The organism is Rothia aeria, from assembly GCF_016726365.1.
Taxonomy (GTDB): domain Bacteria; phylum Actinomycetota; class Actinomycetes; order Actinomycetales; family Micrococcaceae; genus Rothia; species Rothia aeria.
The window spans coordinates 1,308,523-1,333,956 of sequence record NZ_CP068102.1; the positions used below are offsets into that span (position 1 = coordinate 1,308,523).

Genomic DNA, 25,434 nt, shown 5'->3' on the forward strand with positions numbered 1-25,434 from the left:
TGGTTTCGTCACACCAGTAGGCATCATAACTTCGCACACAATAACCTAGTGATACGAGAGAATACCGTGCAGAAAATATTGCGCAAAGCATGCAAATGCGGGGTGCCGCCTACACCTTAGGCGGCACCCCGCATCCTTTATATCCCCAAAAAGCAACCGCTAACAACTACTTTTTTGCTGTTTCACGTGAAACATTCACCGATTAGCTACAGCAGATGCTGTCCAACCGTCAGGGGTTACGCCCACGATTCGCGCGCAACCATTCTGGTCAGCGCCAACGGACCACCGTTGCTATTACCGTGGTACCGGCCGAAGTGCACATAAGGGCCGCGGTATGCGGTGTCATTCAGCCGCGGCGAGTACTGGCCATTAATCACGTAGTAGAAGAAATCCTTCTTCACAATAATCTTCCCGTCAATATTGCGGTTGGCCGCTAGAGGCTTCTCCAGCTTCATGGTGTGCAGCACCACCGGCTCCTTGCCACGTTTGGCCGGATCATAACGGAGCACCTGTGCAATATCTCCACTGAGGTACTTGCCGTTTTCATCACGCACACGGCCGCCGGGGCGCAGCGTCAGCATATAGCACCCATCGGTGGCTTCACCCCGGAATTTTGAGGCAATGCCGAACGGCCCGTCGTGCTCGCGGCCAAAGACTAAGTAGCCGTACTGCCAGGTGGTGGAGGGCAGCCTGTTTTCCCAACGCATCGAAAAGTCTAGGGTGTAGTTCTGGCGCATGGTCATACTCACCAGCGGGCCCAGCAGCACCGACTCGTCATGGGGCTGACTGTGCACAAGAGCCCCACGGGAATAGTCGGGCATATCGCGTGGGTTCGTAACTTCAGCCGGAATCATCCCGTGCAGGCGGCGCCCCTCCCCCAGCTTTAGGTTGGGGTCGAGGTTACCGCCGGTAATCCAGTACGGGTCCGGGCACATAAACCCGCGCACACCCAGGGCACGGAAACGCTGGTGCACACTGCGGCGGTGAATCTCCCACACAATTACGGGCTTGCCGTAACCTACCACCTTGCGCACATTCTCCACAGACATGGTGCCGGATGCGGTACCGCGCGTGTTCTCATAGAAGGGTACCCCAATAGCGTCCACAGTGGCGGAGGCAGCCATGCGCTGGATTCCAGGCTGGCTGTCATTGGCGTCGAAGTAGCACCAGGTCTGGCATCCTGCTGCTTTGGCCTGGGTGAGGAAGCGGGAGTTGGGGTCGTATTTGCCATTGCCGTCACGGTAGATTTTTACGACGGTGCGGGCGGCAAGATTGCGGCGCTTAATCGTCTCAAGCAGCAGGCGCTGGCCTTGGCCGTCTTTCGCTTCAATGAACAGAATGGTGTTGCGGTTAATGGCATCGATGGAATCCAGTGCCTCATCCAGGGTGGGAATCAGCTCAAGCGGGGCACCTTCACCGAGGGTTTCACGCATGTTCACGTATACGCTGCGCAGCCGCACGTAGGTATTGTGGCGCACTACCATATTTGACCCCGTAGTGCGCTGCAGGGTTTCGTCGTGCATGCACACGAGCCTGCCGTCGGAGGTGGTGCGCACTGAGATTTCGACAGCTTCCGCGCCGCGCCGCACGGATTCTGCGTAAGCGTAGGCGGTGTGTTCGGGGTTTACATCTCCTGCGCCACGGTGGGCGATGAAGAATTCCTGACGGCGGATAAAGTTGTGTGCAGCAGTTGATACGGCACCTGGGAGTGTCCCCTGCGCCTGCGGGGCGGCGTTTTGCCTCGCTTCTGCGGCAGATGCACTGCTTGCCGTCCCAAAGACGCTTGCGGCTGCTCCTAGTGTTCCGGCGCCAATAAAGGCACGACGGTTCAAGTTAAAGTTGAATGTTGTCATCGGGTAGTCTCCCTCGTTCATTCGTTGTTAATTCAGTTTTACGTGTGTTATGTGTGTGCATTAAGCCCTACTTGTAGTGAACTTATGCTTTAAGTAGCATATCTATTTTTAAGCTGTCTGTCTCTGTTTTCTAAAGATTTATGCGTGTTTTTTGCAGCAGAAAATAAAGCCCCTAGTCAGGAGCATAAAATGGTTTCGGGTAGCAGCCGTTCTATCCAGAGCATTACGCGGCTAACGGGGCCTTCAATACCCCATAAATACACAAAGTACGCATAAAAATAGCCCGCCGGGCGGGTATCGGAGGGTCCCGATACACGCGACGGCGGGCGAGATTAGGTGCGGAAAAGTGAAATTTACTATTTCTTGGTGGCTTCAGCAACGCGGTCGCCAGCTTGAACGGTGCGGCGAGCGTCAGATTCCTTAGAAATATTGAACTTCGCGGTATTAGTAATCATCACCATGGTTTCTTTTGAGGGGATGCGCCCTTCAATTGCGGCCCAGTCCACCTTCACAATGGGGTCGCCCGCATCAACCTTATCGGCGACTTTAGCCAGACCCTCAAACCCTTCACCACCAAGGTCTACGGTGTCAATGCCGATGTGCACCAGCACCTCACCACCGTTAGGGGTGCGAATCATAAATGCGTGCAGGGTGTCCTGAATGAGTGCGATCTCGCCGCTCACGGGGGCGCAGATAACACCATCGGTGGGGTCCACAGCGTAGCCATCACCCATCACGCCCTGCGAAAAAACAGGGTCTGAAACCTCGGCGAGAGGCAGGTATTCACCGCTGACAGGTGCTACATAAATTTCGGCGGCAGGCTGTTCTGCAGCTTCTTTTTTCTTGCCGAATCCAAACATATAATCTCCTTCAGTGGGGTGGTCATGAAACCGATGCGATCCCCAGTGGCGATCTGGAACACGTTTCTGCATCAAGGATACCGTATTCAGCGGGTGAGGGGTGTGGCCAAAACCCCATGACGTATTGTGGAAGATGTGCCGCACCACTCGTTTTTATAGGTTTCCCTGCCTGGGGTTAGGGCGGTTAAGCCGTGCGCGCATCCTTGCTGCATCCCCCTGTCAGCACAGATGCAACGCGAGTAAACTTAGGAGCAAGTTCAGGCACATGATGGTGCATCGATAAACAACAGCGGAGTGGGTATGAGCGAAGAGCAGCCAACAGGCACTATTCTTGAGGTCTTCATCCCGGGTCCAGGAGAGAACCCCAACGACCCGGGCGATGTGGAACGCAGCGCCTTTTTAGGCGCAGCGCAGCAGGCTTTGGATGACGGGGTTGATATTGAGGTGTTTGCCACCGACACCTACCCCTCAGCATTTGAGGAGTGCGAACCGGTGGCGGAGCAGATTGCTATGAGCGGCCTTGAGGTTCTGCCTATTATGCTGGTGAATGGCGAAGTAAAAGTATCATTCATGTACCCCACCGCTGAGCAGCTGAAACGTTTTGCAAAAGCACACACGGTCAAAAATCCGAAGGTTAATGCGGCTGCTGCTGCCTGTGGACCAACCGGGGGCGCAGGCAGCCCGGTGCCTGACTTATCGCCGGGCGGGTTACGTGAACCCGCCGGGTTCGCGGCCACTCTTGCCGGGAAGAAGCCACAGGTGGTGGGTGGTCCCGATATTGGTAACCGCGTGAATCTCATGGGCGGGGATACCGGTGACGGCATTCCTACAGAGGGTTCTGTTGCCATCAAGTCCGGCGGCTGCGGATGCGGTGGCTGCGGGTGTGGCAGCAAGTAGCCCACCATCAACCAGCAGCTAAATATTTAACACCAAAACGTGGGCCTCACCCTTCACGGGTGAGGCCCACACTGCTACTGGTAGTAATGCGGTGGCTGCTGCTCGTACCCTACCTGGGTGTATTGCGGCACCATCCCGCCCCCATATGCAGGGTAGGCTGCAGCTGCTTGCTGCATGGCTAGCCGCTGATATTCACGCTGCCTCTTAATGTCCTGCATATGCCGTGCACAGTCTACCGAGTAGAGAATGCAGACCGTCATCCCCAACAAAGACATAAGACCACCACTAATTAATTCCACTTCTCCGCCCTCAATCCCCCAAAATAAAAGGAAGAAAACAGCGATTCCCGCAAGTACCGCACCGTAAATATTTATACCCATGGCCAGGCCAAAAAGTTTTCCGCGCTGATACATAATAGCGCTAATAATCTGCAGGATAATATACAAAATATAGGGGGTACCTAAGATCAAAAGCATGATACCGATGACCATGCCCAAACCTTGTTCATAGTCGGTCGACCCTGATCTAAGAGTTGTGACTATAAAAATCCAGAAACCAATGTGTGCTGCATGCACAATAAAACGCAGCCAGTAAAAAACAATATATATAGTATTGGGCTTCTGCGCACTCGGCCCATACGGCACTGCGGCGGTCGGGGGCACTTGAGGGGGCACTCCCATGTAAGGATTCTGTGGGAATCCAGAATTATTCATACGGTCTGTATCCTTAAAATTTTAAAAAACTGCAACTATGCACTACCAGCCACTATGACAGTGTTATCTATTGGGTGCGCTCCTCAATTATTAAGGTGTACGTCCGGGACAGCGGGTGGATGCGGATAGGGAGCCTGCACCGCCTGTTGAGTTGGCGGGATGGGGGCAGCGGACGGATAGGCAAACTGCGGCGGTACCACGCCGTTATTGGGGTACGTCGGCTGCGAGGCGAACATACGTTCCGCCTCTTCCTGCCGCTGATGGCTTGCTATTTCTAACATGTAAAAGATTCCCATAGCAATGTCAAACACCAAGAACGGTAAAATAAACGGGTTTATCGCAAAAGCTACAACCATAGGTAACCCACAGGCCACGAATCCATAAATATTAATGGCCCGTACTACACCTAACAACTTTCCTTTACTATAAAAATAAGCACAGAAAGCCTGCAATATGATGTTCACCATATATGTTATATTGGGTACAACAAACAGGATGGTTACAATAAAGTAATATTCTTCTGCACCGCGAAGAAAGTTAAAATATATACACCATAAGCCCAGAAGCATAATAACCATTGGTACATAAGCACGCACCCAGTATAAGGCAACATATTTAAGCGGTGAGACCTCTACAACAGGCGGCGACATAGCTCCCTGCGGCGGCAGCGGTGCGGCTGGAAAAGCAGGTGGAGCATAGGCGGGAGGCGGTATCTCGGCTCCCTGCGATACAAACTGATACTGAGTCTGCTGATTGACTGGCCCATAAGGGTGCACCGTATGCGATGATTGCACCGGTGCCTGAGGCTGTTCGTATAACAGCGAGTAGGGGAGGTGATCTACATCGTACACAGACTCTTCAGTGTGTCGTTGCTGAAATATGTTATCGGCGCTCATGTAGGCATCCTAAACACCCAACCTGAAGGTAAGCTGACAATCTGGCGTGGAATTATTAAAAAACATCAAATATCAACCCAAAATATCAAATAGTGAGAAATTTGCGTCTTCTCCGAACCCGCTACCCCTCCACTAGATTACTAACACACGGGTGGCATGATGTGCTGTTTCCCAAGGTTTTACAACGGGCCGGTGCCAACCAGTGCTCACCCGCACAATGCGATATGCAGGCGTTTAGTGATCGTGGGTCTTATGTTGCTTGGAACTTGGGTGGGATTGCGGCCGCAGTTGAGAGCTTTGGGCTTGCTGCACCAGATGCTCAGATACAACCGGGATACCGGGGAGAAGGCTGTTATGTTCGCCCGAGTCGCTCGAGGCGGGTTCTTTATCATGGGTTTCCGGAATCTCTGTCTCAGGCTCATCGCTCTGAGTGACGGCTGGCACTGTCGTCTCTGTGGGAGCATCGGTACTGGTCGATTCCGTGCTTTCAGGCACAGTATTACTGGAGGATTTGGCGCCTCCTTCAGGGTTTTCGACAGGTTTTTCTGGGGTATCCGGGTGTGCAGGGGGCGTTATATTGCTTAACGACATTTCACGGGGTAAGTCCTCAGCAGTTAAGTATTTCTCATAGAGATGCCGACCGCCCTCCCCCAACTGGATATAACCTTTGGAGATTTTGGGCGCCTGCGCCAAGCTGTATACAGCGCAAAATAGCTCGAAGGCGCACAGCATAATGCCCGGAGTCATAAATATTTTGTAGAGCGACATGGTGATTCCCCACAAAAAGGGCAGGCTCAGTAACGTTAAGATATTAGCCGCGACGTTTACGGCAACACGTCCTTTATCAAGTTGGCCTAGGCTCAGTAAAAGCAGAATCGGGTACGCGAAGACTGTAGGTGCAGGAAACACCACCCCAGATACCGTAGCAACCAATAGTGCAAGAAGCGGGAGCAGGAGAAAAAAGAACCGAACTCCAATAAAGACGACTTTAAAGGTGCGTGCGGTCTTGGCGAGCGTGTACGCCTCAGCCTTAGTCTTGGGAGGAACGATAGAGGTTTCTGACGCACCTCCAGTGGATGCAACACCAGCAGACACGCGGTTTGTCTGCTTAGCATCCTCGCTAGCAGGTGCGGGTTTTTCGGAGGTCTCATCCGGCTCCCCGTGTGTGCTTTGCTCCGCATGGTCGTTGCGGCGCGTATCTTCATCCGCAGGTTGAGGCGCCTGATCGTTTTTGTCCGTGTCTTCTGGCTGGGTGCCCTTCCCTGTTTGCTGCGCAGTTCGAGCTTCTTCTTCGTCTTCTTTGTCCTGCGTTTGCTTCCATATTTTTTCCTCAGCGGCTTTGTTCTCAAGCTGCTCAGCCAGCTCAAGCAGTGAAGGTACAGCGTGTAATTCCTCATTATGTTTTGACATGTGCGCTCCTTGCCAGTCTGCAGCTTTTACGATGAGCTGATATTTTCAGGGTATTCTGCAGATCTGAAGGATGACTTAAAAACAGGCGCGCTTTGAAGGCTTCAGTCTTTGTATTTGCTGGCAGTTCTCCGGGCAAAGGCGCAAAAAGCGGAAAGCAGCATCAAGAAGGCCCGTTGTAGCTAAAATACGTATGCCCCGAACCGTCCATAGTTCGGGGCACTCATGTATTTTCACAGCTTGCGAGTATCGGCTACATTAGGGGCTGCTCAGGCGGGTTCTGAGGCCGTACAGGCTGAGATTGTGCGGTTTGCGCCTGTGCTCCTCCCTGCACCCAAACCGTTTTATTCGTCCGACGGCGAGAATATTCTCGAACCGTCACGAAGATAAAGACGATGCAGAGGGCTATGTCTATGAAATATAGAGCCCAGTAGAGGTACGTCAAGCCAATGGCGTACCGGAAGAAGTCATCCATATGGGTGATCACATTAATTAGCGTTGTTATTTCTAGAGCTTGAAGGATCAGACCAATAATATTGATGCTCAGAATAAATCCCAGCGCTTTAGACTTGAGATAGAAGATAGCGGCGAGTATCTGAAGGCTATGATATACCAGAAATGCACATGTCAACACTACGTGCAGAAAATATTCTGCGTCCCAATACTTGAATCCATACTCAGCGATAAACTCCACAATGTTATATATGCTCCACACGGACAACCCCAGGCTCACCATCATGAACGCAATACGCACCCCATAAAGCCAACGGAGCGGAAATTTAGGGTATACCGTTGTCACGGCTATGGGCGCTTCCGTTTGGTTCGCGGCTCCCAGGTATGCATACTGCCCCGGCACCGTCGAAGCTTGAGAACCGGAAGACTGCGACGTCGCCCAAGGTTTTACCGCATCTTGCGGGTTCTGTTCGACAGAGTTGTCTTTCGATGATTGCTCGCTCATAAATTCAAAACTACCATGTATATCTTTCACGTCCCACTATTTTTGCCTCTTCGCAGGACTCGTACAACAAATTCTCCGCACATACTAAAAAGGCTCTTTATGTGATAGAGGCATTACAGCTATCACATAAAGAGCCTTTTGATGCCGGGGCAATCCGGCTGAGAATTACCTACTTGTTCAGTGAGGTGCCTACCGAACCGAGCTGCTGGCAAGCCTCGACCACGCGAGCTGCCATGCCCTCTTCAGCCTTAGCGCCCCACACGCGGGGGTCGTATGTCTTCTTGTTGCCGACCTCGCCGTCAACCTTAAGCACACCGTCGTAGTTGCTGAACATGTGACCGGCAACCGGGCGGGTGAAAGCGTACTGGGTATCGGTATCAATGTTCATCTTGATCACACCGTAGGAAACCGCATCCGCAATCTCCTGGGCGGTCGAACCGGAGCCACCGTGGAACACGAGCGAGAACGGCTTCTCCTTACCGTACTTAGCGCCGATCTCGTCCTGAATCTGCTTGAGCAGTTCGGGGCGCAGGTGCACGTTACCGGGCTTGTACACGCCGTGCACATTGCCGAAGGTCAGCGCCGCAATGTAGCGGCCCTTCTCGCCCAGGCCCAGAGCCTCAACGGTCTTCACGGCATCATCAACGGTGGTGTACAGGGTGTCGTCAATAGCGCCTTCAACGCCGTCTTCCTCGCCACCGACGGCGCCGATCTCAACCTCAAGCACAATCTTTGCCTTGTTGGTGCGCTCCAGCAGCTCAGCTGCGATCTTGAGGTTCTCGTCAAGATCAATAGCGGAACCATCCCACATGTGGGAGTTAAAGATGGGGTCTTCGCCGCGGGCCACAGCCTTCTCAGACTCGGCGAGCAGCGGAAGAACAAAGCCGTCCAGCTTGTCCTTGGGGCAGTGGTCAGTGTGCAGCGCAATGTTCACGTCGTACTGCTTTGCAACCTCACGAGCGTATGCGGCGAACGCCAGGGAGCCAACAACCATATCCTTCTTCGACGCACCCGACCAGTACGCTGCGCCACCAGTGGATGCCTGAACAATACCGTCAGAACCAGCCTCAGCGAAACCACGAATAGCGGCATTAAGAGTCTGAGAAGAGGTGACGTTCACTGCCGGGTAGGCGAAGCCTTTAGCCTTCGCGTTCTCCAGCATCTCTGCGTAGACTTCGGGGGTTGCAATAGCCATGCTGACTCCTTGATTAGGATTCGACCACCCGCTTCAGGGGCGGCTCATATTGTTGGCGCACTCATGCGCCACCTGCACCCTCTATTTTAGCAAGGGCAGCCCGATTTTCAGAGAGCAAAATAGGCGGTTTTTCCGCTCAAACACAGGTAAAGTAAGGTGTAATCGCACCTTAAGGAGAGACCCCGCACTATGGGTACCCAAGACAGTAACACCCAGCCCCCGTCGCCGCTTCACCACAAATTAAACACGGTGCAGGCACGTATTGACGCGCACGTTTTCGGTAGTGGCCCCATGGCACAGTCGTTGGCGATTATCGAGAAGATGCGTGCCGAAGGCGCTACCGACCATGAGATAGACACCACCCTCCACAAGAAAAAACTGCCGTCAGTGGTGGATGTAGGCCGTAAATCTGTGCTCCACCTGCCCAGCTGGTGGTGGTTAAACCGCCGCAAGAAAAGCCTGGAGAACAAAATCAGCAAGCGCGCGAAGCGCAATTAAACGCCCTCGCTTTCTCCGACATATCATGCCATTCAAGGTCACCTGTGGTATGGTTTTGCGTAATTTATCGACCAATATATTCGGCTGAGATTCACGCCTCAAAATGAATATTCTATGTATTTACATCAGAGGTGTCCTCAATTACATCCTAAGAATTTTTCTGTTATAGTCATTGACATACTATCTCGTGGGTTGCGCCACAAACTTGTGGTGCGATCCGCTGCTTATGCGTTGCGCTGCACAGGTTGCAAAGCCGCACGGGGATCACCGACCCCGCACTGCGCAATCCAAATAGGAATGAGGTTTCAATGAGCGCCCAAAAGTCTACGGACGCACCAACCACAGCGCCTCCCCAAGAGGACGCCTTCGCCCATGAGCAGGAAGGACTGCACAAGGGGCTAGGGGCACGACAGCTCCAGATGATCGCCATCGGATCGGCTATTGGCACTGGTCTATTCTTGGGCGCTGGAGAAAGTCTTCAAAAGGCAGGCCCCATATTGGCCCTTATCTTCGCAGCCTGCGGTTTCTTCGGATATCTAATTCTGCGAGCCCTTGGCGAGCTCATCCTGCACCGACCGTCCTCAGGTTCTTTTGTCTCATACACCCGCGAATTCTACGGCGAGAAAGCAGCGTTCGTCTCCGGCTGGTTATACTGGCTCAACTGGGCAGTAACCGCCGTGGCAGACGCCACCGCAATTGCTATCTACGTCAACTGGTTTGGTCGGTACAACCAGTTTTTCTATGACCTGCCGCAGTGGCTCACCGCGTTTATTGTGGTGATTATAACCGTCAGCTTCAACCTAATCTCGGTCAAGATCTTTGGTGAGCTTGAATTCTGGTTCGCCCTCATTAAGATTCTGGCACTGTTGACCTTTATGGCGGTTGGTATCTGGTATCTCTTCTTTGGACAGCCTATTGATGGCGTGCAGCCGGGATTGCCTCTCATCACGAGTAGCGATGGGCTATTCCCCCATGATGCCCTCACAACACTCATCGTGGTGCAGGGTGTGGTGTTCGCCTATGCCGGTATTGAACTGGTGGGTACCACCTCCGGCGAAACAAAAGACGTACAAAAGGTCATCCCGCGTGCCATTAATGCTGTGGTGTGGCGCATCGCCATCTTCTATGTAGGATCGATTACACTACTATGCCTACTCATGCCCTACACCGTCTACAGTGATACCGAATCCCCCTTCGTGACCTTCTTCGACAAGATCGGCGTGGCAGGAACAGCCCCGATTATGCAGCTGGTTGTGATTACCGCAGCCGCCTCCTCACTGAACGCAGGCCTGTACTCAACCGGACGCATTCTACACTCCATGGGTGTTGCCGGCTCGGCACCCCAATTTGCCACCAAGGTCTCTAAATCCGGCGTTCCGGTGGCGGGTATTCTACTGACCGGCGTAGTAGGGCTTTTCGGTGTGGTACTAAACTTCTTTATCCCCGAAGAAGCCTTCTCTGTGGTTGTCAATATCGCCTCATTCGGAACCATGGCTTCGTGGGCAGCCATCGCGTTCTCCCACCAGAAATTTCTCAAACTGGTCGGAGAAGGCAAGTACAAACGTCCCAGCTACCGAGCCCCCGGCGGGCGCTTTGCTGACTGGTCAGTCATAGCATTCATAGCATTTGTGGTCGTACTCCTAGCGATCAATTACCCTGTAGGTACCTACACTTTCGCATCCTTGACCATCCTTATTCCCTTACTGGTTATTGGGTGGTTCACGGTTCGTAAGCGCGTGTACGAAATTGCTCGTGTGCGTGAGGGCTACACCGGTTCGGCGCCGATCGTGGCTCAGCGCCCTGTGGTGCGCAAACTCGTGCACGAGCCGCGCATACACGTTGATATTGAGGGACTGGGCGTTGAAGATACACCGCGCAGCCACCGGCATGATGACAAGCCGAAAGACAACGATAAGTAGCAGCCTGTAGTAGGGGCGGGCGGTGTGTTCAACGGCCAATTCTGCGGGATTACCCAGCACGCCGCCCACCCCAACACTCCCAACATAAAACAATACAATCACATGATGTGAATTACTTTTATAAGCTTTAGACATAAAATCATCATTGTGATTGGGAAAACTTTTAAGCCGCGTACGCCGGGTAAAAATGCATTGCTATAATGACACGAGCACCCGCTACTACCGCCGAATAAAGGAGAATTAATGAGCGATCACAAAGTTGAATTCGTGGATGTTGCAGCTATGGCACAGTGGATTCAGAAAGACGGTGTTGGGAACATCATCGCCGGAATGGTGGATTTCCTGGAAGAAGACTTCAAGAAATGGCAGAGCTTCGATAAGATTCCGCGCGTGGCATCCCACACCCCCTTCGGCGTGATTGAGCTAATGCCCACCTCAGATAACGTCACCTATTCCTTCAAGTACGTGAATGGGCACCCCTCAAACCCTGCACGCGGGTACCAGACCGTGACCGCGTTCGGCCTGCTGGCTGATGTAGATAACGGTTACCCTGTCTTCCTTGCAGAGATGACCCTGCTGACCGCCCTTCGTACCGCCGCTGTTTCTGCCATGGTGGCTAAGCATCTGGCACGCAAGGATTCGCGGAAGATGGCGATGGTTGGCACGGGTTCACAGTCCGAGTTCCAGGCCCTTGGGATGCGCGCCGTCCTCGGCATTGAGGACCTTGCGGTGTACGATGTTGATCCCGCCGCTATTGAGAAGTTCCGCCGTAATCTGGAGCCACTAGGGTTCAGGATTCATGCCGCATCCAGCGTGGACGAGGCTGTTGCAGACGCCGATATTATTACCACCTGCACCGCCGATAAACAGCAGGCAAAGGTGCTTCTGAACTCGCAGGTGAAGCCCGGTGTGCATCTGAATGCTATTGGAGGCGACTGCCCCGGCAAAACCGAGCTGGAGAGCGAGATTTTGGATCGTTCGACTGTGTTTGTGGAGTTCCCACCGCAGACCCGCATCGAGGGTGAAATTCAGCAGAAGGACCCGGACTTCCCGGTGGTGGAGTTCTGGAAGGTTCTGACCGGCGAGGAGCCCGGGCGCGTCTCGGATGAGCAGATTACTCTCTTCGATTCGGTGGGCTTTGCGATCGCCGACTTCTCAGGTCTGCGCTATGCGCGCGCGGCAACTCAGGGCACCGATCTGCAGCAGTTCATTGACCTGGTGGCGAATCCGGACGATCCGAAGGATCTTTTCTCGCTCGTGAACGTGAACGTTCCGGTGGGCTAGGGTCTACTCCTCTACACAACACCGCGAGCAGGTGGTTTTTGGTTCGAGCAGGTAGGATTTTCCTACCTTTTCGGCAAAATCCTACCTGCTCGCGGTGTATTTGCTTTAAGGTTTCTGTCCGAAAACATGGCGGCGTACCCAGGCGTGCATCGCGATCCCGGCGGCAGTTGCCGCGTTCATCGACCGGGTTGAACCGAATTGCTCGATCGAGAGCGTATCGCGTGCGGCGGCGTGAATTTCCTCCGACAACCCTGGGCCTTCCTGCCCAAAGACCAGCACACAGTTCTTCGGCAGATCGTAGGTTTCAAGCGGCACCGAATCCGGAAAAATATCGATGCCGATAATGTCCAGGCCCTCGCCCTGCGCCCACGCCACAAAATCCTCAATCGTGGGATGATGCCGCACATGCTGGTACCGGTCGGTCACCATAGCGCCGCGTCGGTTCCAGCGTTTCTTACCGATAATGTGCACTTCCTTCGCCAAAAAGGCGTTCGCGGTGCGCACCACGGTACCGATATTCAGATCGTGCTGCCAGTTCTCGATCGCGACATGAAAATCATGGCGGCGCGTATCAAGGTCGGCGATAATCGCCTCCATGCTCCAGTAACGGTATTTATCCACCACATTGCGGCGGTCACCCTCACGCAGAAGCTGTTCATCCCAATGGTCACCCTCGGGCCACTCGCCCTCCCAGGGGCCGACGCCAACCTCAAACCGGGGCGTTCCGAAAGCCTCGCTTTCGGGGTACTCCTGCGGTGTATTCTGCGGCTCTGCAGACTCGTTCACGCGGGAATCCTGCCCGGAATCTGAGGGGTCAAGGGGTGTCTGACGGCTTGGGGAACTCATGGTTTCTTTCTGATGGCGCGTACATATAGTGCCGGATGCGCGGCAAAGGAATCTGGGCGGCGGGGCGGTGCGGAAATGCCCGCACGCCGCTAACTGCCAGCACGCGCGGGCATCTACAAAGCCTTAGTCGAGCCCTAAATCATCCTTGGAGTAGGCGTAGAAGCAGGGGACCCCGGCAACCTCCTCGATATGTTCTTTCGCCCCGGTTGCACGGTCTACGATGACAGCGACGGCAACGACCTCGGCGCCCGCTGTGCGCAGCGCATCCACGGCGGTTAACGCGGACCCGCCGGTGGTGGAAGTATCTTCAACGGCGACCACGCGGCGACCCTCAACGCTGGGCCCCTCAACCTGGCGACCCATGCCGTAGGACTTTTGCGCCTTACGCACCACAAACGAATCGATAGCGCGATCCTGGTCGCCCGCCGCGCGCATAATTGCGGATCCAACGGGGTCGGCACCCATCGTTAGACCTCCGGCGGCCTCGAACTCGATGCCGTTGCGGTCGAGCAGATCGAGCATCACCTGACCGACCAGGCGCGACGCTTCGTGATGCAGGGTGATACGGCGCAAGTCGACGTAGTAGTCGGCTTCTTTCCCGGAGGCAAGAGTCACTTTACCGCGCACCACGGCAAGCTCGGAGATGAGCTGGCGCAGGCGTTCGCGGGCTTCTTCAATAGGCAGGGTTTCGGAAAGTTTAGTCATATTCCAAGTTTAGCGGGTGACCCTACGATTCAGGGGTGTGCTGGGGGCAGACCCGCTGCGTCGTGCTCCGCCCCGTACTGCAAAGACCTCTAACAGGGAAGGGTATATATGTGTTACTCCTGGTGCGGTTTTTGAGGTTGAACATGCTGTGGGTGCACAATTACCGGCTGAACGAAGGGATTCTGTGCCAGACGATACACCTTAGAGTTGAACATAAAGGCATTGGTTCCGGGCAGCCACAGGAGCACAAACAGAACGATGTTCACAATAAACAGCGTTATGTAAATTATCAGGAGCGTGTATAGAATAGCGGAAATTCCGGGCGTCCTTGCCAGCCGTTCTTCCCTCAATCCGCTTATCAACCCCTGTATGTAAAGTATATATATGTAAACGCTGGTAAAAGCCAGAAAGACCATAACACTCACGACCACGCGCGCCCAGTCGTAGCCCCGGAAAATATAGAAACCACACGCAATATACAGAATAACGCTGAGGAACAATGGGGTAGACATGAAGATTAAAGACGACCCAAGACCTCTATACCGATCATCAGTCATCTCGCCTGCGGAGTGCAGAGAGTTTATGGTGACTATTATGATCGTGAACTCCACAATGCGCAGCAGCGCACATAGCAGTGTGGTGATAAAAGCGGTCTTGGCCGTAGCCGTGATTTTAGGGCGTGCAGTCGGTGCCGGTACTGCGAACGCATACACTGCCGGTGTGGATTGTTGAGTAAAAGCCTGAGTCTGTTGAGGTAATGTGTATATTTTCAGAAGTACAGATTTCTGCGGGTCTTGGTGGTCGGTAGTCGCACTCTCACTCATGGTGTACATTCCTTCATAGATGTAGTGGCACACAGAAACTCGGGCATCGAGTCATTGCACATAAGCATAGCCGAAACTAACGCTAGCAAAGAACATCATGGCCACACATCCATGTTTTGTAATTGCCGCCGCTGGGAGCCTGTGAACCATTATTTGCACCGCTGCCTCATCTCTGGCTAAGCCATAGATTTCTGCACCAGGCGGTATATCTTAGAGTTGCGAATAAAGGCGTTAGTGCCGGGCAGCCACAAAAATACCAGAAGGAAAAAATTCGTGATAATCAGTGATGCGTAGATAAATACTAGGACAGGAATCATAGACTCAAACTCAAAGTGGGGCACCGGCAGCCCTGGCTGAATTAATTCTTTTCCCTCCTCAACCATGTAGTGCTGAATGTTCAACATGTAGAGAAGGTGCAAGGTGCTACCTAGCATCCCAAAAATAGCGATAATAGCCATCAGAATACGAGCCCAGTTACGCCCACGGTAGACAAAAATACCAAGTGTAAAGTATATGGCAACACTTATCAGCAATAAGATATTCAGAACTTGCAGAACGTGGTTAATACCATTAGTAAAAGAGGTAATATCATGATCCTGCTGCATATGTAAATCTGTGAAGAGCTGATGCATGAGGTTGTTATAAGAGTTAACCATCCGAGTGGATGCAATAAGCTCCGACACCCGCAGAACGATGCATATGGCACATATAATCAGCGTGATAATGGGCGTGATCGTGAGTTTAGGACGGGCCACCGGAGCAGGCTGAAGCACACCCGCATACACCGGAGCATAGGGCATAACAGGAGGCTGCGAATATGCAGGGGGCTGGTGTGCAGGGGCCTGATTGTAGTAAGGGGAATTCTGCGGCGCCGGATAACTTGGCTGCCCCGCAGGATCGGGTAGGTGATATTGGCTCATCGGTGATGCTCCTTTTGATGTATAACAGCTATTCGCTGTAATGAAGTCGCATATTGAGCATAACCTACATTAGGTTCATATGATGGTACATCATGCATTTCCCTGCAATCATTATCCCTTTATACAAGAAGATAATTGTTTTTTAGGGTTGATACGGGAAGATCAGAAATCCTCCGCAAGGGCGCGGATGGCGGCGGCGACCGCATCCGGATGCGGGTCCACCGTCAGATCTGCGAGCGGCAGCAGGGCCTCATGCGAGCCCACCGCGACCGCATACTGAGCACCCTCAAGCAGCCCTGCATCGTTCATATCGTTGCCGAACGCGATATAGGGGTCGGGTTTTTCGCCCGGGTGCGCGCCAAGCGCCTGCGGGAGAGCCGAAACTTTATGCACTCCCCCGGGTGCCAGGTCAATACTCGTGGTGGCATCCTGATGCTTAGTCACATGCAGGTTTAGGCTCGCAATAGTCTCTTCGAGCTCGGTATAAAGATGCGGATTATTGATGTCGAGCAGAATTATTTTGACCGGATTATCCAGGTCTTTCAAGGAAACTAGGCGGTCCGTTCCCTCGGGGTTTAACCGTTCCACGAGCACATGCGCATCGGGCAAATCAAAGGCGTAAGAATCCAGGGAGTCTACGATATAGTGCAGCCCGTGACGTTTGATAAGGTCCCGAATTTTCGCATAACTATGCGTATCTAGGTGTTCCCGCGCCCGCAGCTGCCCGTCCCGATACAACAGTGAACCGTTCGCACCGATCAGCGCCAACCCGCTATGCGTGCGCACATCCTCAGAGAGCATGGGCAGAATATCGCGCACCGGTCGGGCAGAGGCAAAAACTACGCGGTGTCCCGCCTGCAGCAGCGCATAAATTTCGCGCTCAATGGCGGGTTCGATCACCATGCCGTTAAAGCTGGTGGTGCCGTCAATATCGAAGACAAAATTCATAATATTCCTGGGCTTTCTCGGTCGGCTATTGCGGCAACGTTCTGCTTACGCACGCCCTTTTCAACGATGTGCCCCACGCTCGGTGGAAGCGCCGCACGCAGTTTCGTCAGCATTTCTTCGTACTCGGTGTTCGGATCTGAATCGGCGACAATAGCGCCGCCGGCGGCGAGGGTTATAAGCCCGTTATCGTGCGCGACCAAGGTGCGTATGACAATAGAGAGATTGGCGCCGCCATCCGCCGAGAAGAATCCGAGAGCACCCGAGTATACGCCGCGGGGGCGCGCCTCCAGATCCTCAATAATATTCATTGTTGAGGGCTTAGGTGCGCCGGTCATAGACCCGCCAGGGAAGCACGCCGCACTGGCATGCACCGCGGAAATTTCGGGTTTAAGACGCGCGGTGACGGTCGAAACAAGCTGATGCACCGTTGCATAACTTTCCACCCCCATGAGTACAGGAACCTGAACGCTCGCGGGATCACTCACCGTCGAAAGGTCGTTGCGCAAAAGATCGACGATCATCAGATTCTCGGCACGGGTTTTCGCATCGTGCTGCAGCCAGTGAGCCGCAGCGGCGTCATCCTGAGGATTCGCACCGCGCGGGCACGTCCCTTTAATCGGCTTCGTTTCGGCGTTCCCCTGTATATCAACCATCAGAAAACGCTCAGGAGACGAAGAAAGCACCGAGAAGTCACCGCACCGCAAATAGGCGGCGTAAGGTGCGGGGTTGTGCCTGCGCTGAGTGCGGTACAGCTCAAAAAGCTGATCTGGCGTGAGAGGATGTTCTACCCGCGCGGTGCTTTCAGCACTCAGGCAGACCTCATAACTATTCCCCTCGTAAATATGCCATTGTGCGCGCTCAATATCTGCGCAATAGCTTTCGCGCTCAGGGGCTTCAAAGTGCAGATGTTCCACATGCTGACTCAACGGTTTATCGCCGTCATGTGCATTATCGCCCGGTATCTCACGCCAAGAATCCCGCGCCAATTCGCGCAAACGCGGCTCGATTTCCTCAAACCAGGGTTTATCACCCAGCAGCCACGCGCGGTGGGTTTCATGTTCATAGACCAGGTACCGCACGGCGGGCATCCAGAGAGAATCCGGGGTTTGCGCCGTGTGCCGGGGCGTGTATCCGATACGCCCGGGGTGCAGGGCGGCGCGCGCCTCGTACCCGAAATAACCCACGTAACCACCGCGCAAACCTTCAGGCAGCTCGGCAATGTCATCGGGTTCAGGCATACTGGCAAGCGCAGTATCGAGAGCATCCCAGGGAGTCGTGTTTGTTGCCTCGCATGCGTTTTCGATGCGCAGCACAGCCGCCCAGTGCGGGACGACACCCACATACGAGACACGGGACATAGGCGATTCTTCTCGTGCAGAATCAAGCCAATAGGCGTACCGAGCACCCGCAGCAATCACGGGGTATGCGGCCTCGGGCGTTATCTCAAAGTCGAGGGCACGCACGTGCAATGTTGGGTATTGATCGGGCTGAAGAATCACGTTTCCTATTGTAGAGTGCGTTGCCGTTGGTCTTGAGCGGTGTGGCTTTGACCCAAATACAAAGGATGCGGCACCGGCAGCCGTTTCGGGGGCTGGGAGCACCGCATCCTTATATACAGTTTTAGCTATATACACTAGTCAAACCGCATATATTCCAAACTTTTATGATATAGCGTCATTAGTGAACGACAGCGGGATCCTTCCCGTTTTCACTATCCATGGGCAGGTTTGCCTCAAACCAGGCAGTCGTTCCTCCGGCAATATTGTTTGCCTGATACCCGTTCTCACGCATGTACTCTGCTGCCCGGTTGGACCGCCCACCACCGTGGCAAATAACGTAGAAGTCCTCACCCTTGGGAAGCTCATCCAAGCGTTCCGGGAGCTCGTTGAGCACAAGATGCTGCGCACCCGCAACATGGCCAGCTTCCCATTCGTAGTCTTCACGAACATCAATAATCGTGGCTCCTGCGGGCACATTAGTGGGGTTTACCTGGGGTACATCACTCATGATTTTCTCCTTAACTTCCGGTGTCGATTGTATTTCAATTATTTATCTATTCTACTCCTGATAATTGGGGTTGCGCGAAAAAATGCTTTTGTGCAAAGGAGTATATTCCAAGCTATTTTTAGGTAAAAAATACTTCTTCCAGCAACATTACTCCACCCCCGCTCGCAGCCTGTAAATCCCCTTGTGGAGGGGTATATTTGTACTGTGAGCAGCAGAATTTTTATTCTCGAAACTATATACATTTTCTAAGGCATACTCTAAAATTCAGGTAATAGAGCCGGTTGTGACCGGGAACCTATTCGGGAGGTGAGCCATGTCAGCCACTGCACCCGTCACAGAACATCAGCAGCACAATAGAACATTCTTCGGGCATCCACCGATGCTTGCCAGCCTCTTCACCGTGGAGATGTGGGAACGATTCTCATTCTATGGCATGCAGGCCCTTGCCATTTACTACCTGTACTACTCCATTGATAAAGGCGGGTTAGGGATACCCGAAGAAGCGGCAACCGGCGCTATGGGAGCGTACGGGGCAACCGTTTACCTCATGGCAATCCTCGGCGGTATTTTGGGCGACCGCGTCCTGGGCCCCGAACGTACCCTCTTCTATTCCGCGATTGGTATTATGGCGGGCCATATTGCCCTCGCCGCCATACCCGGGGCAACTGGCGTACTCATAGGCCTTCTTCTGGTCGCGATCGGTTCAGGCTGCCTCAAAAGCAGCGCATCGGTTCTGGTCGGCTCGCTTTACAACAAAGACGACCCCAAACGCGAAGCAGGGTTCACGCTTTTCTATATTGGCATCAACATCGGTGCGCTTTTAGGCCCGGCGCTGACCGGCTGGGGGTGGGGCTGGTTAGGCTTTCACTTCGGCTTCGGAATTGCGGCTATCGGCATGGCGGCAGGACTCATCCAGTATGCGTTCACCCGCAAGAACCTGCCCGAATCGGTGCACGAAGTGACTGCCCCTTTCACCCCACGTCAGAACGGTATTCTAGCGGGCACCCTGCTGAGTATAGCTCTCATAATATTCCTGTTGGTCACCATGGGGTGGATCACCACCAGCAACATCTCCACGTGGGTGGTGAGCGCCGTTGGCATTGGTGCGGTGGCCCTCTTCGTTCAGCTGCTCACCGCCAAGAACGTGACCAGCGACGAACGCTCACGGGTGTGGGCGTTCATTCCCCTCTGGATTGCCAATGCTATTTTCTGGGCGCTCTACCAGCAGCAGTTTACGTTTATTCCCGTATACTCCGAAAAGCGGCTCGACTGGCATATTCTGGGCAGTGACCTGCCCCCGACCCTTGTCAATTCTCTCGCCCCCATTTTCGTGATTCTTCTAGGCTCAGGGTTCGCCGCCATGTGGACCAAGCTGGGCGACCGACAGCCACGCACAACCACCAAGTTCTCGCTCGCACTCGTGACTATCGGCCCGGCATACTGGGTTTTCCTCACACAGGTGGGTGTCCCTAAAGTGGCGGTCTATTGGATGGTCATCATCATGTTTATCTTTACTGTTGCGGAGCTTACGATTTCGCCTACGGGCATGGCGCTGACCACCCGGCTCGCGCCCGAAACCTATAAGGTGAACATGATGGCGCTCTACTGGACCTCTCTGGCGATGGGGAACGCATTTGCGGGCTGGTGCGCACAGTTCTACAGCCAAGACACCGAGGTTCCCTACTTCACCTATGTGGGTGCCGTCTCGGTTATTGCTGGTATTGTCCTCTTCCTCTGCCGCGCACCCGTGCAGAAACTCATGCGCGGAGTGAACTAGAACGCCCATTCGGTGCCACAGACGTATTCTGCTCCACCATCTGTACCGTAAGGGAATACCCTAAAAATGAGGAAAGTACAGGCAGCTGATGAGAATCTGGAACTCTATGTTCTCAATAAGGCTCTTATTGAGAGCATAGAGTCCTTATTTCTCACTAAGGCAAGCTACTGCACGCTATTCAGCCAGCAGGGACAAGGGCAGAACGAGCACCCCATCCGCACGCCGATACACCTGGGCTCCCGTTGTAATAACCACCAAGTTTGTAACACTATCGGGCGTTTTATCCCGCAACCACAGCAGGTGCCGTACGTCAGTGTCGGTAATAACTGGCGCCAGCTTCACTTCTATGCCCAAGACCTCCCCCTCGGGACCCTGCACAATCAAATCTACTTCGTGATCACCGTTCTTAGTGCGCAGATGACTCACCGTTGCCTCTGCAGCCTGCGCAGCAACACGCACACTGAGAGTAACCAAAGACTCAAAGAGCGGCCCCAACATATGCGCTCCCTGTGAAGAGGTCAGTGTTGATGCCGAAAGCTGCAGAAGACGTGCAGCCAAGGCCGGATCAGCCAGCTGGTGCTTGGGAGATACTGTAAGACGAGTAAACTCGTTGCTAGCGGGAGCCCATCCTGGTACTGGATCTAATATCCACAGTTTTGTGAGGAAATTACGATACAAATTAGTAGTGGTCTTAGCAGGCTGTACACCATCCCCGGCCGTTGTAGCATCTAAAATTCGTGAATACGATGCGGTGCTAGATGAGGCAGCTGCATACGCTTGCATCCAACGTTTTAAAGTTTCGGGGTATCGCACAGAACGCCCAAGCTCGGGTATGTCCCTATCGATAATACGTTGCACATAAGCATCTAAGTAGGCACGGCAGACCCTATCAGGCTGGCCTAACGTAGCGGGAAAACCCCCTTCAACGATGGCCTTCACATAGTCATTGAGCGATACGTCCGTAGAGCCTTCTATAACAGGTTGTTCGCCTTTCAAAAGACTGCGGAGACTAACCGGATTTGAAGGTCGGTATCGCTCGTAAAACGTTAGAGGCCGCATGCGAGCCGATAAAATCCTGCCCGCCCCACTATGGGTTCCGCTCTGGTCAACGGGAGTAGCACTACCAGTCAGGAGAAAACGTTTCGAGGGAGCTCCTTCATCTACATTGCGGCGAACTGAGTTCCAGATTTCAGGTAGCTGTTGCCATTCATCCAACAGAACTGTTCCAGAAGGTAACGACGCAAGAAGGAAATCAGCCTGTAGGAATTCTCTCTGCGCTGCGTTATCGAGGTAGTAGACTTGATCAGCCCTTCGGAGAGCAGTAACAGTTTTCCCAACTGCTTTAGGTCCATCAATTGCAATGGCAGGAACGAAGGGGAAAAGCTCATCAAGCTCTAAATCTAGGCTTCTTTTCAAGTAGCTCATACACCTACGCTACCAAAAGTCAGGTGTTTACGCTACCAAAAGTCAGGTGTTTACGCTACCAAAAGTCAGGTGTTTACGCTACCAAAAGTCAGTTTCTGCTCCTCAGTGCTCCTAACCCGCTACCCTCCAAAACCTTCCCCGAACACCAGGGGCGGATGAATATTCCCGCCACCGGCAAGATGACGATTTATGTAGATTCGTGACCTCATGTGACGCTTTAAAAGTTCTTAAACCTTCGTTTTAGGACTTATAGCGAAAAACATTAGGTGCCGTGCCCGCGACCGGTTTAGGGTATATGCCAGACCCGCCGCACAGGCGGGTAAAAGACAACGTTCTATCTAAGGAGAAAACAGACATGGCACTGTACCTGATCGAGCTGACCCCCACGACCGCCTCAAAGGATGAGGCAACCGCGCTCATCGAAACCGTTTCCAACTCCCTAAGCGAAGGCGCGGAGCTCATCGAAACCCAGGTTTCCGCCGATCACAAGCTGATCTTCGCCATCATCGAATCTGAAAACACCGCGTTCGCACCCGCCCTCACCGCGGCTATTGGCGAGCGCGCATCCGTGGTTGGTCCCGACGAGGTTCGCTTGGTGGGCGCAGAACTCGACGACATCAAGAAACTCAAGAAAGATGCAGACTACCTGGTCGAGTGGGATATTCCCGCCGAAATCACGATGGAGCAGTACCTGACCCGTAAGAAGGCGAACGCACCCAAGTACGCCGAGGTACCCGAGGTTTCCTTCCTGCGCACCTATGTGCGTGAGGATACCGCCAAATGCCTGTGCTTCTACGACGCACCCGATGAGGATGCGGTGGTGCGCGCCCGCGAAGCCGTGAGCACCCCCATCGACCGCCTGTTCAAGCTACACGCATAAACGTGCAAGGAGCCTGCTATGTCTAATGTGACGATTGAGCCTCTCCACAGCTATCCCGAACGTGAGCGCGTGCTTGCCCTTGCCGCCGAACACGCAGATGCCGTCGATGCCGGTGAGCGTTCCCCATTTGAGAATCTGCGCGAGATCGCGAAGGATGGTCTGCTGACTCTGGGACGCACCGGCTCCCTCGTACCGCAGGCTGCGGTGGCGTATGATCTTGCCTCGCAGGATGCCTCCACCGGGTTCTCGCTGTGGGCGCATCGTTCCACGATTGCGTTCTTTGATGCGGTGAACCGTGAGCTGCCCGAGGGTTTGGCTGAGGCCACCACAAGCGGCACCACCGCAATGGCCGCCGCCTATAAAGAGGCCGCAGGTATCGGCCCGATCAAGGTACTGGGCACCCTGGTAGAAGGCGGTGTGAAGCTTAACGGCACGGTGTCGTGGGCTTCTAACCTGTACCCGAATGGTGTGATTGTGCTGCCGGTGGCGGTGCAGAATGCGCAGGAGGGGCATCCGAACCGGTATATTGTGACGGTTCGCCAAGATACTCCGGGGCTGAAGGTTGCCTACCATCGTAACCTGCTGGCGCTCAACGGAACCGAGTCTGGCACGATCATTTTTGAGGATGTTTTTGTGCCGACCGAGGATATCCTGACCAAGGACTTTGCGGGGTTCTTAGCGAAAATAACCGCACCGTTCTTGCTGGTGCAGTCCGCGTTCTGCCTGGGTCTTGCCGCCGGGGCGTTACAGAGTGCGGCGGAGCATCTTCAGGTGTCGGGCGGCATCTTTAAACAGGAGTTTGAGGGGCTTCTCGGTACGTACCGTACCCTGCGGGACACTCTGCTGCGTCTAGCAGCTGAACCTGAGAACGCCCAAAAACGTGACTTGCTGCAGCTGCGTTTGGATGTTTCGCACCTGGCGACGGCGGCAACCCATTGTGAGCTGCAAACCGTGGGCGGGGCCGGGTACGTGGCAGGCTCACCCACGGCACGCCGAGTGCGTGAGGTCACGTTCCTGCCGGTGCAGTCGCCAACCGAGGGGCACCTGCGGTACGAACTGGCGAAGCATGACCACCCGGAGGGTTTGCAGGCGGCACTGTAGTGGCTTCCCCTCCCCGCTAATAAAGGCTCTTTATGCGAATAAAGCAGATTTTCTAACGCTTTATTCACATAAAGAGCCTTTTTACAACGCGCACACCAGGCTCAACGGGTGTAGAATTACTGGGAATTTTATCCTCACCTTCACCTGGAGATCGCATCCCATGAGCACACAGAAATCCGGTTTCGGCTGGCGTCTGCACGGCGACGGCAGAAGCATTAAACCCGGCTCGGTCGTGGCACCGAGCGAACGCCTCGCCTGGCCTATTACGATCGGCATCGGCGCCCAGCATGTGGTGGCGATGTTCGGCGCAACCTTCCTCGTACCGCTGCTGACCGGGTTCCCACCCGCAACCACGCTGTTCTTCTCGGGCCTGGGCACCGTCTTATTCCTGCTGATCACGCGCGGGCGTGTGCCTTCTTATCTAGGCTCTTCCTTTGCGTTTATCGCACCCCTAGCGGCGGCGACAAACCAGCACGGTCCGGCGGGTGCGCTCGGCGGTATCGTCATGGCGGGTCTGTCGCTCTTCTTGGTGGGCGTTATTGTGCAGTTTGCGGGTACCGGCTGGCTGACGAAACTCATGCCGCCCGTGGTAACCGGCGCGATCGTGGCGCTCATCGGCTTCAACCTGGCACCGAGCGCGAAAGCAAACTTCATGAAGGCGCCCATCACCGCGCTCGTAACCCTTATCTCGATTATCCTGATTTCGGTGCTGTTCAAGGGTATTATTGGCCGCCTCTCGATTCTATTGGGCGTGATCATCGGGTATGTGACTGCGGTTGTGCGGGGCGAGGTAGACTTCTCGACCATCGAGCAGACCGTGCAGCAGCAGGGCATTATCGGCCTGCCGCATTTTCAGAACCCCGAGTTCCACTGGGAGCTTGCCGGGCTGTTTATCCCCGTGATTCTGGTGCTGGTTGCCGAGAATATTGGGCACGTGAAGTCGGTAGCGCTCATGACGGGCGAGAACCTGGATAACTACTCGGGTCGCGCTCTCATGGCGGACGGTCTGGCGACCACCGTCGCCGGTTTTGGCGGCGGTTCCGGTACGACCACCTACGCCGAGAATATCGGTGTCATGGCGGCAACCAAGGTGTATTCGACGGCGGCATACTGGGTGGCTGCGATTTTCGCGATCGCTCTCTCGCTTTTCCCGGCTTTCGGCGCGGCGATTGCGACCGTTCCGGCGGGTGTTCTTGGAGGTGCCGCAACCGTGCTGTACGGCATGATCGGGATGCTCGGCGTGCGCATTTGGAGCGAAAACCGCGTGGATTTCTCAAACCAGATTAACCTGACGACCGCAGCTGTGGCACTGATTGTGGGCATTGCGGATTACACCTGGGAATTCTCAGGCTTGTCGTTCGCGGGTATTGCACTCGGTACGGCAGCGACCCTGATTGTGTTCCACCTGATGACGTTCATCGCCAAACGCACGAAGGCTGCAGGCGATCCGCTCGACCCCTTTACCGACAAGGACCACGACGAGCTAGGACACTAGACCGGCAAAAGTTTTCCTTCCGAGGA

The 25,434-nt window shown here is 54.2% G+C and carries 23 protein-coding genes; 8 read left to right on the forward strand and 15 right to left on the reverse strand.

The window, feature by feature from the left end; all coding sequences use genetic code 11:
* Positions 1–236: 236 nt before the first annotated feature.
* Together I6I94_RS05525 and I6I94_RS05530 are read right to left on the reverse strand one after the other, a co-directional pair.
* The gene (locus tag I6I94_RS05525; protein ID WP_172425641.1) at positions 237–1,874 is read right to left on the reverse strand and encodes a glycerophosphodiester phosphodiesterase; all 1,638 of its coding nucleotides are present in this window, start codon (positions 1,872–1,874) and stop codon (positions 237–239) included.
* A gap of 335 nt (positions 1,875–2,209) precedes the next feature.
* On the reverse strand, positions 2,210–2,713 hold the full coding sequence (locus I6I94_RS05530; RefSeq protein WP_006888337.1) for a PTS sugar transporter subunit IIA: 504 nt from the start codon (positions 2,711–2,713) through the stop codon (positions 2,210–2,212).
* Positions 2,714–3,013: 300 nt separating this feature from the next.
* Between I6I94_RS05530 and I6I94_RS05535 the strand changes: the two genes are divergently transcribed.
* Positions 3,014–3,610: an arsenic metallochaperone ArsD family protein gene (locus I6I94_RS05535; RefSeq protein ID WP_128087332.1), complete on the forward strand. Its 597-nt coding sequence runs from the start codon at positions 3,014–3,016 to the stop codon at positions 3,608–3,610.
* Between the two features lie 74 nt (positions 3,611–3,684).
* On the opposite strand, the gene I6I94_RS05540 is transcribed toward I6I94_RS05535, so the two are convergent.
* The 5 genes from I6I94_RS05540 to fbaA all read right to left on the reverse strand — a co-directional run bounded on the left by I6I94_RS05540 (position 3,685) and on the right by fbaA (position 8,779).
* Positions 3,685–4,323: a hypothetical protein gene (locus I6I94_RS05540; protein ID WP_201620466.1), complete on the reverse strand. Its 639-nt coding sequence runs from the start codon at positions 4,321–4,323 to the stop codon at positions 3,685–3,687.
* 83 nt (positions 4,324–4,406) lie between these two features.
* Complete coding sequence (locus tag I6I94_RS05545; protein ID WP_128087329.1) at positions 4,407–5,219, reverse strand: hypothetical protein; 813 nt, start codon at positions 5,217–5,219, stop codon at positions 4,407–4,409.
* 234 nt (positions 5,220–5,453) lie between these two features.
* Positions 5,454–6,629, reverse strand: a complete 1,176-nt coding sequence (locus tag I6I94_RS05550; RefSeq protein WP_201620467.1) for a prolipoprotein diacylglyceryl transferase — start codon at positions 6,627–6,629, stop codon at positions 5,454–5,456.
* 250 nt (positions 6,630–6,879) lie between these two features.
* Positions 6,880–7,584 (reverse strand): hypothetical protein, encoded by a 705-nt coding sequence (locus tag I6I94_RS05555; RefSeq protein ID WP_236588815.1) that lies wholly within the window; start codon positions 7,582–7,584, stop codon positions 6,880–6,882.
* 169 nt (positions 7,585–7,753) lie between these two features.
* Positions 7,754–8,779 (reverse strand): class II fructose-bisphosphate aldolase, encoded by a 1,026-nt coding sequence (fbaA, locus tag I6I94_RS05560; protein ID WP_201620468.1) that lies wholly within the window; start codon positions 8,777–8,779, stop codon positions 7,754–7,756.
* A gap of 189 nt (positions 8,780–8,968) precedes the next feature.
* On the opposite strand from fbaA, the gene I6I94_RS05565 reads away from it, so the two are divergent.
* The 3 genes from I6I94_RS05565 to I6I94_RS05575 all read left to right on the forward strand — a co-directional run bounded on the left by I6I94_RS05565 (position 8,969) and on the right by I6I94_RS05575 (position 12,480).
* Positions 8,969–9,277, forward strand: a complete 309-nt coding sequence (locus I6I94_RS05565; protein ID WP_128087326.1) for a hypothetical protein — start codon at positions 8,969–8,971, stop codon at positions 9,275–9,277.
* A gap of 308 nt (positions 9,278–9,585) precedes the next feature.
* Positions 9,586–11,196, forward strand: a complete 1,611-nt coding sequence (locus tag I6I94_RS05570) for an amino acid permease (RefSeq protein ID WP_201620469.1) — start codon at positions 9,586–9,588, stop codon at positions 11,194–11,196.
* Between the two features lie 243 nt (positions 11,197–11,439).
* Positions 11,440–12,480 carry an ornithine cyclodeaminase gene (locus I6I94_RS05575; RefSeq protein WP_006888350.1) on the forward strand — a complete coding sequence of 347 codons (1,041 nt, stop codon included), beginning with the start codon at positions 11,440–11,442 and terminating at the stop codon, positions 12,478–12,480.
* A gap of 105 nt (positions 12,481–12,585) precedes the next feature.
* Here I6I94_RS05575 and I6I94_RS05580 read toward each other — a convergent pair whose 3' ends face one another.
* The 7 genes from I6I94_RS05580 to I6I94_RS05610 all read right to left on the reverse strand — a co-directional run bounded on the left by I6I94_RS05580 (position 12,586) and on the right by I6I94_RS05610 (position 18,730).
* Positions 12,586–13,326, reverse strand: coding sequence for a TrmH family RNA methyltransferase (locus tag I6I94_RS05580; protein ID WP_201620470.1), 741 nt, complete (start codon positions 13,324–13,326; stop codon positions 12,586–12,588).
* A gap of 123 nt (positions 13,327–13,449) precedes the next feature.
* Positions 13,450–14,031 carry an orotate phosphoribosyltransferase gene (gene pyrE, locus I6I94_RS05585; protein WP_013398063.1) on the reverse strand — a complete coding sequence of 194 codons (582 nt, stop codon included), beginning with the start codon at positions 14,029–14,031 and terminating at the stop codon, positions 13,450–13,452.
* A gap of 113 nt (positions 14,032–14,144) precedes the next feature.
* On the reverse strand, positions 14,145–14,864 hold the full coding sequence (locus I6I94_RS05590) for a C4-dicarboxylate ABC transporter permease (protein WP_201620471.1): 720 nt from the start codon (positions 14,862–14,864) through the stop codon (positions 14,145–14,147).
* A gap of 167 nt (positions 14,865–15,031) precedes the next feature.
* Positions 15,032–15,775: a hypothetical protein gene (locus I6I94_RS05595; RefSeq protein ID WP_201620472.1), complete on the reverse strand. Its 744-nt coding sequence runs from the start codon at positions 15,773–15,775 to the stop codon at positions 15,032–15,034.
* Between the two features lie 162 nt (positions 15,776–15,937).
* Positions 15,938–16,723, reverse strand: a complete 786-nt coding sequence (locus I6I94_RS05600) for an HAD-IIB family hydrolase (protein WP_201620473.1) — start codon at positions 16,721–16,723, stop codon at positions 15,938–15,940.
* The gene (locus I6I94_RS05605) at positions 16,720–18,222 is read right to left on the reverse strand and encodes an anthranilate synthase component I family protein (protein WP_128087323.1); all 1,503 of its coding nucleotides are present in this window, start codon (positions 18,220–18,222) and stop codon (positions 16,720–16,722) included. Before I6I94_RS05605 ends, I6I94_RS05600 begins: the two co-directional genes overlap by 4 nt.
* Before the next feature lie 178 nt (positions 18,223–18,400).
* A complete protein-coding gene (locus I6I94_RS05610) occupies positions 18,401–18,730 on the reverse strand; it encodes a rhodanese-like domain-containing protein (RefSeq protein ID WP_006888480.1) in 330 nt (109 codons plus the stop codon).
* 313 nt (positions 18,731–19,043) lie between these two features.
* Here I6I94_RS05610 and I6I94_RS05615 point away from each other — a divergent pair, with 313 nt between their 5' ends.
* Positions 19,044–20,507 (forward strand): peptide MFS transporter, encoded by a 1,464-nt coding sequence (locus tag I6I94_RS05615; protein WP_128087322.1) that lies wholly within the window; start codon positions 19,044–19,046, stop codon positions 20,505–20,507.
* A 174-nt stretch (positions 20,508–20,681) separates the two neighbouring features.
* On the opposite strand, the gene I6I94_RS05620 is transcribed toward I6I94_RS05615, so the two are convergent.
* The gene (locus I6I94_RS05620; RefSeq protein ID WP_128087321.1) at positions 20,682–21,932 is read right to left on the reverse strand and encodes an ATP-binding protein; all 1,251 of its coding nucleotides are present in this window, start codon (positions 21,930–21,932) and stop codon (positions 20,682–20,684) included.
* 355 nt (positions 21,933–22,287) lie between these two features.
* On the opposite strand from I6I94_RS05620, the gene I6I94_RS05625 reads away from it, so the two are divergent.
* From I6I94_RS05625 to I6I94_RS05635, 3 genes are all read left to right on the forward strand, one after another.
* The gene (locus I6I94_RS05625; protein WP_128087320.1) at positions 22,288–22,812 is read left to right on the forward strand and encodes a DUF4242 domain-containing protein; all 525 of its coding nucleotides are present in this window, start codon (positions 22,288–22,290) and stop codon (positions 22,810–22,812) included.
* An 18-nt stretch (positions 22,813–22,830) separates the two neighbouring features.
* Entirely contained in the window at positions 22,831–23,913 is a 1,083-nt protein-coding gene (locus tag I6I94_RS05630) for an acyl-CoA dehydrogenase family protein (protein WP_201620474.1), read from the forward strand.
* Between the two features lie 160 nt (positions 23,914–24,073).
* On the forward strand, positions 24,074–25,408 hold the full coding sequence (locus tag I6I94_RS05635) for a uracil-xanthine permease family protein (RefSeq protein WP_094758512.1): 1,335 nt from the start codon (positions 24,074–24,076) through the stop codon (positions 25,406–25,408).
* Positions 25,409–25,434: the final 26 nt, after the last annotated feature.

Bases quoted from the DNA above. Each gene is read 5' to 3' on its own strand.
- I6I94_RS05525 (WP_172425641.1), bottom strand. From the start codon at position 1,874: ATGAACGAGGGAGACTACCCGATGACAACATTCAACTTTAACTTGAAC.
- I6I94_RS05530 (WP_006888337.1), bottom strand. From the start codon at position 2,713: ATGTTTGGATTCGGCAAGAAAAAAGAAGCTGCAGAACAGCCTGCCGCC.
- I6I94_RS05535 (WP_128087332.1), top strand. From the start codon at position 3,014: ATGAGCGAAGAGCAGCCAACAGGCACTATTCTTGAGGTCTTCATCCCG.
- I6I94_RS05540 (WP_201620466.1), bottom strand. From the start codon at position 4,323: ATGAATAATTCTGGATTCCCACAGAATCCTTACATGGGAGTGCCCCCT.
- I6I94_RS05545 (WP_128087329.1), bottom strand. From the start codon at position 5,219: ATGAGCGCCGATAACATATTTCAGCAACGACACACTGAAGAGTCTGTG.
- I6I94_RS05550 (WP_201620467.1), bottom strand. From the start codon at position 6,629: ATGTCAAAACATAATGAGGAATTACACGCTGTACCTTCACTGCTTGAG.
- I6I94_RS05555 (WP_236588815.1), bottom strand. From the start codon at position 7,584: ATGAGCGAGCAATCATCGAAAGACAACTCTGTCGAACAGAACCCGCAA.
- fbaA (WP_201620468.1), bottom strand. From the start codon at position 8,779: ATGGCTATTGCAACCCCCGAAGTCTACGCAGAGATGCTGGAGAACGCG.
- I6I94_RS05565 (WP_128087326.1), top strand. From the start codon at position 8,969: ATGGGTACCCAAGACAGTAACACCCAGCCCCCGTCGCCGCTTCACCAC.
- I6I94_RS05570 (WP_201620469.1), top strand. From the start codon at position 9,586: ATGAGCGCCCAAAAGTCTACGGACGCACCAACCACAGCGCCTCCCCAA.
- I6I94_RS05575 (WP_006888350.1), top strand. From the start codon at position 11,440: ATGAGCGATCACAAAGTTGAATTCGTGGATGTTGCAGCTATGGCACAG.
- I6I94_RS05580 (WP_201620470.1), bottom strand. From the start codon at position 13,326: ATGAGTTCCCCAAGCCGTCAGACACCCCTTGACCCCTCAGATTCCGGG.
- pyrE (WP_013398063.1), bottom strand. From the start codon at position 14,031: ATGACTAAACTTTCCGAAACCCTGCCTATTGAAGAAGCCCGCGAACGC.
- I6I94_RS05590 (WP_201620471.1), bottom strand. From the start codon at position 14,864: ATGTACACCATGAGTGAGAGTGCGACTACCGACCACCAAGACCCGCAG.
- I6I94_RS05595 (WP_201620472.1), bottom strand. From the start codon at position 15,775: ATGAGCCAATATCACCTACCCGATCCTGCGGGGCAGCCAAGTTATCCG.
- I6I94_RS05600 (WP_201620473.1), bottom strand. From the start codon at position 16,723: ATGAATTTTGTCTTCGATATTGACGGCACCACCAGCTTTAACGGCATG.
- I6I94_RS05610 (WP_006888480.1), bottom strand. From the start codon at position 18,730: ATGAGTGATGTACCCCAGGTAAACCCCACTAATGTGCCCGCAGGAGCC.
- I6I94_RS05615 (WP_128087322.1), top strand. From the start codon at position 19,044: ATGTCAGCCACTGCACCCGTCACAGAACATCAGCAGCACAATAGAACA.
- I6I94_RS05620 (WP_128087321.1), bottom strand. From the start codon at position 21,932: ATGAGCTACTTGAAAAGAAGCCTAGATTTAGAGCTTGATGAGCTTTTC.
- I6I94_RS05625 (WP_128087320.1), top strand. From the start codon at position 22,288: ATGGCACTGTACCTGATCGAGCTGACCCCCACGACCGCCTCAAAGGAT.
- I6I94_RS05630 (WP_201620474.1), top strand. From the start codon at position 22,831: ATGTCTAATGTGACGATTGAGCCTCTCCACAGCTATCCCGAACGTGAG.
- I6I94_RS05635 (WP_094758512.1), top strand. From the start codon at position 24,074: ATGAGCACACAGAAATCCGGTTTCGGCTGGCGTCTGCACGGCGACGGC.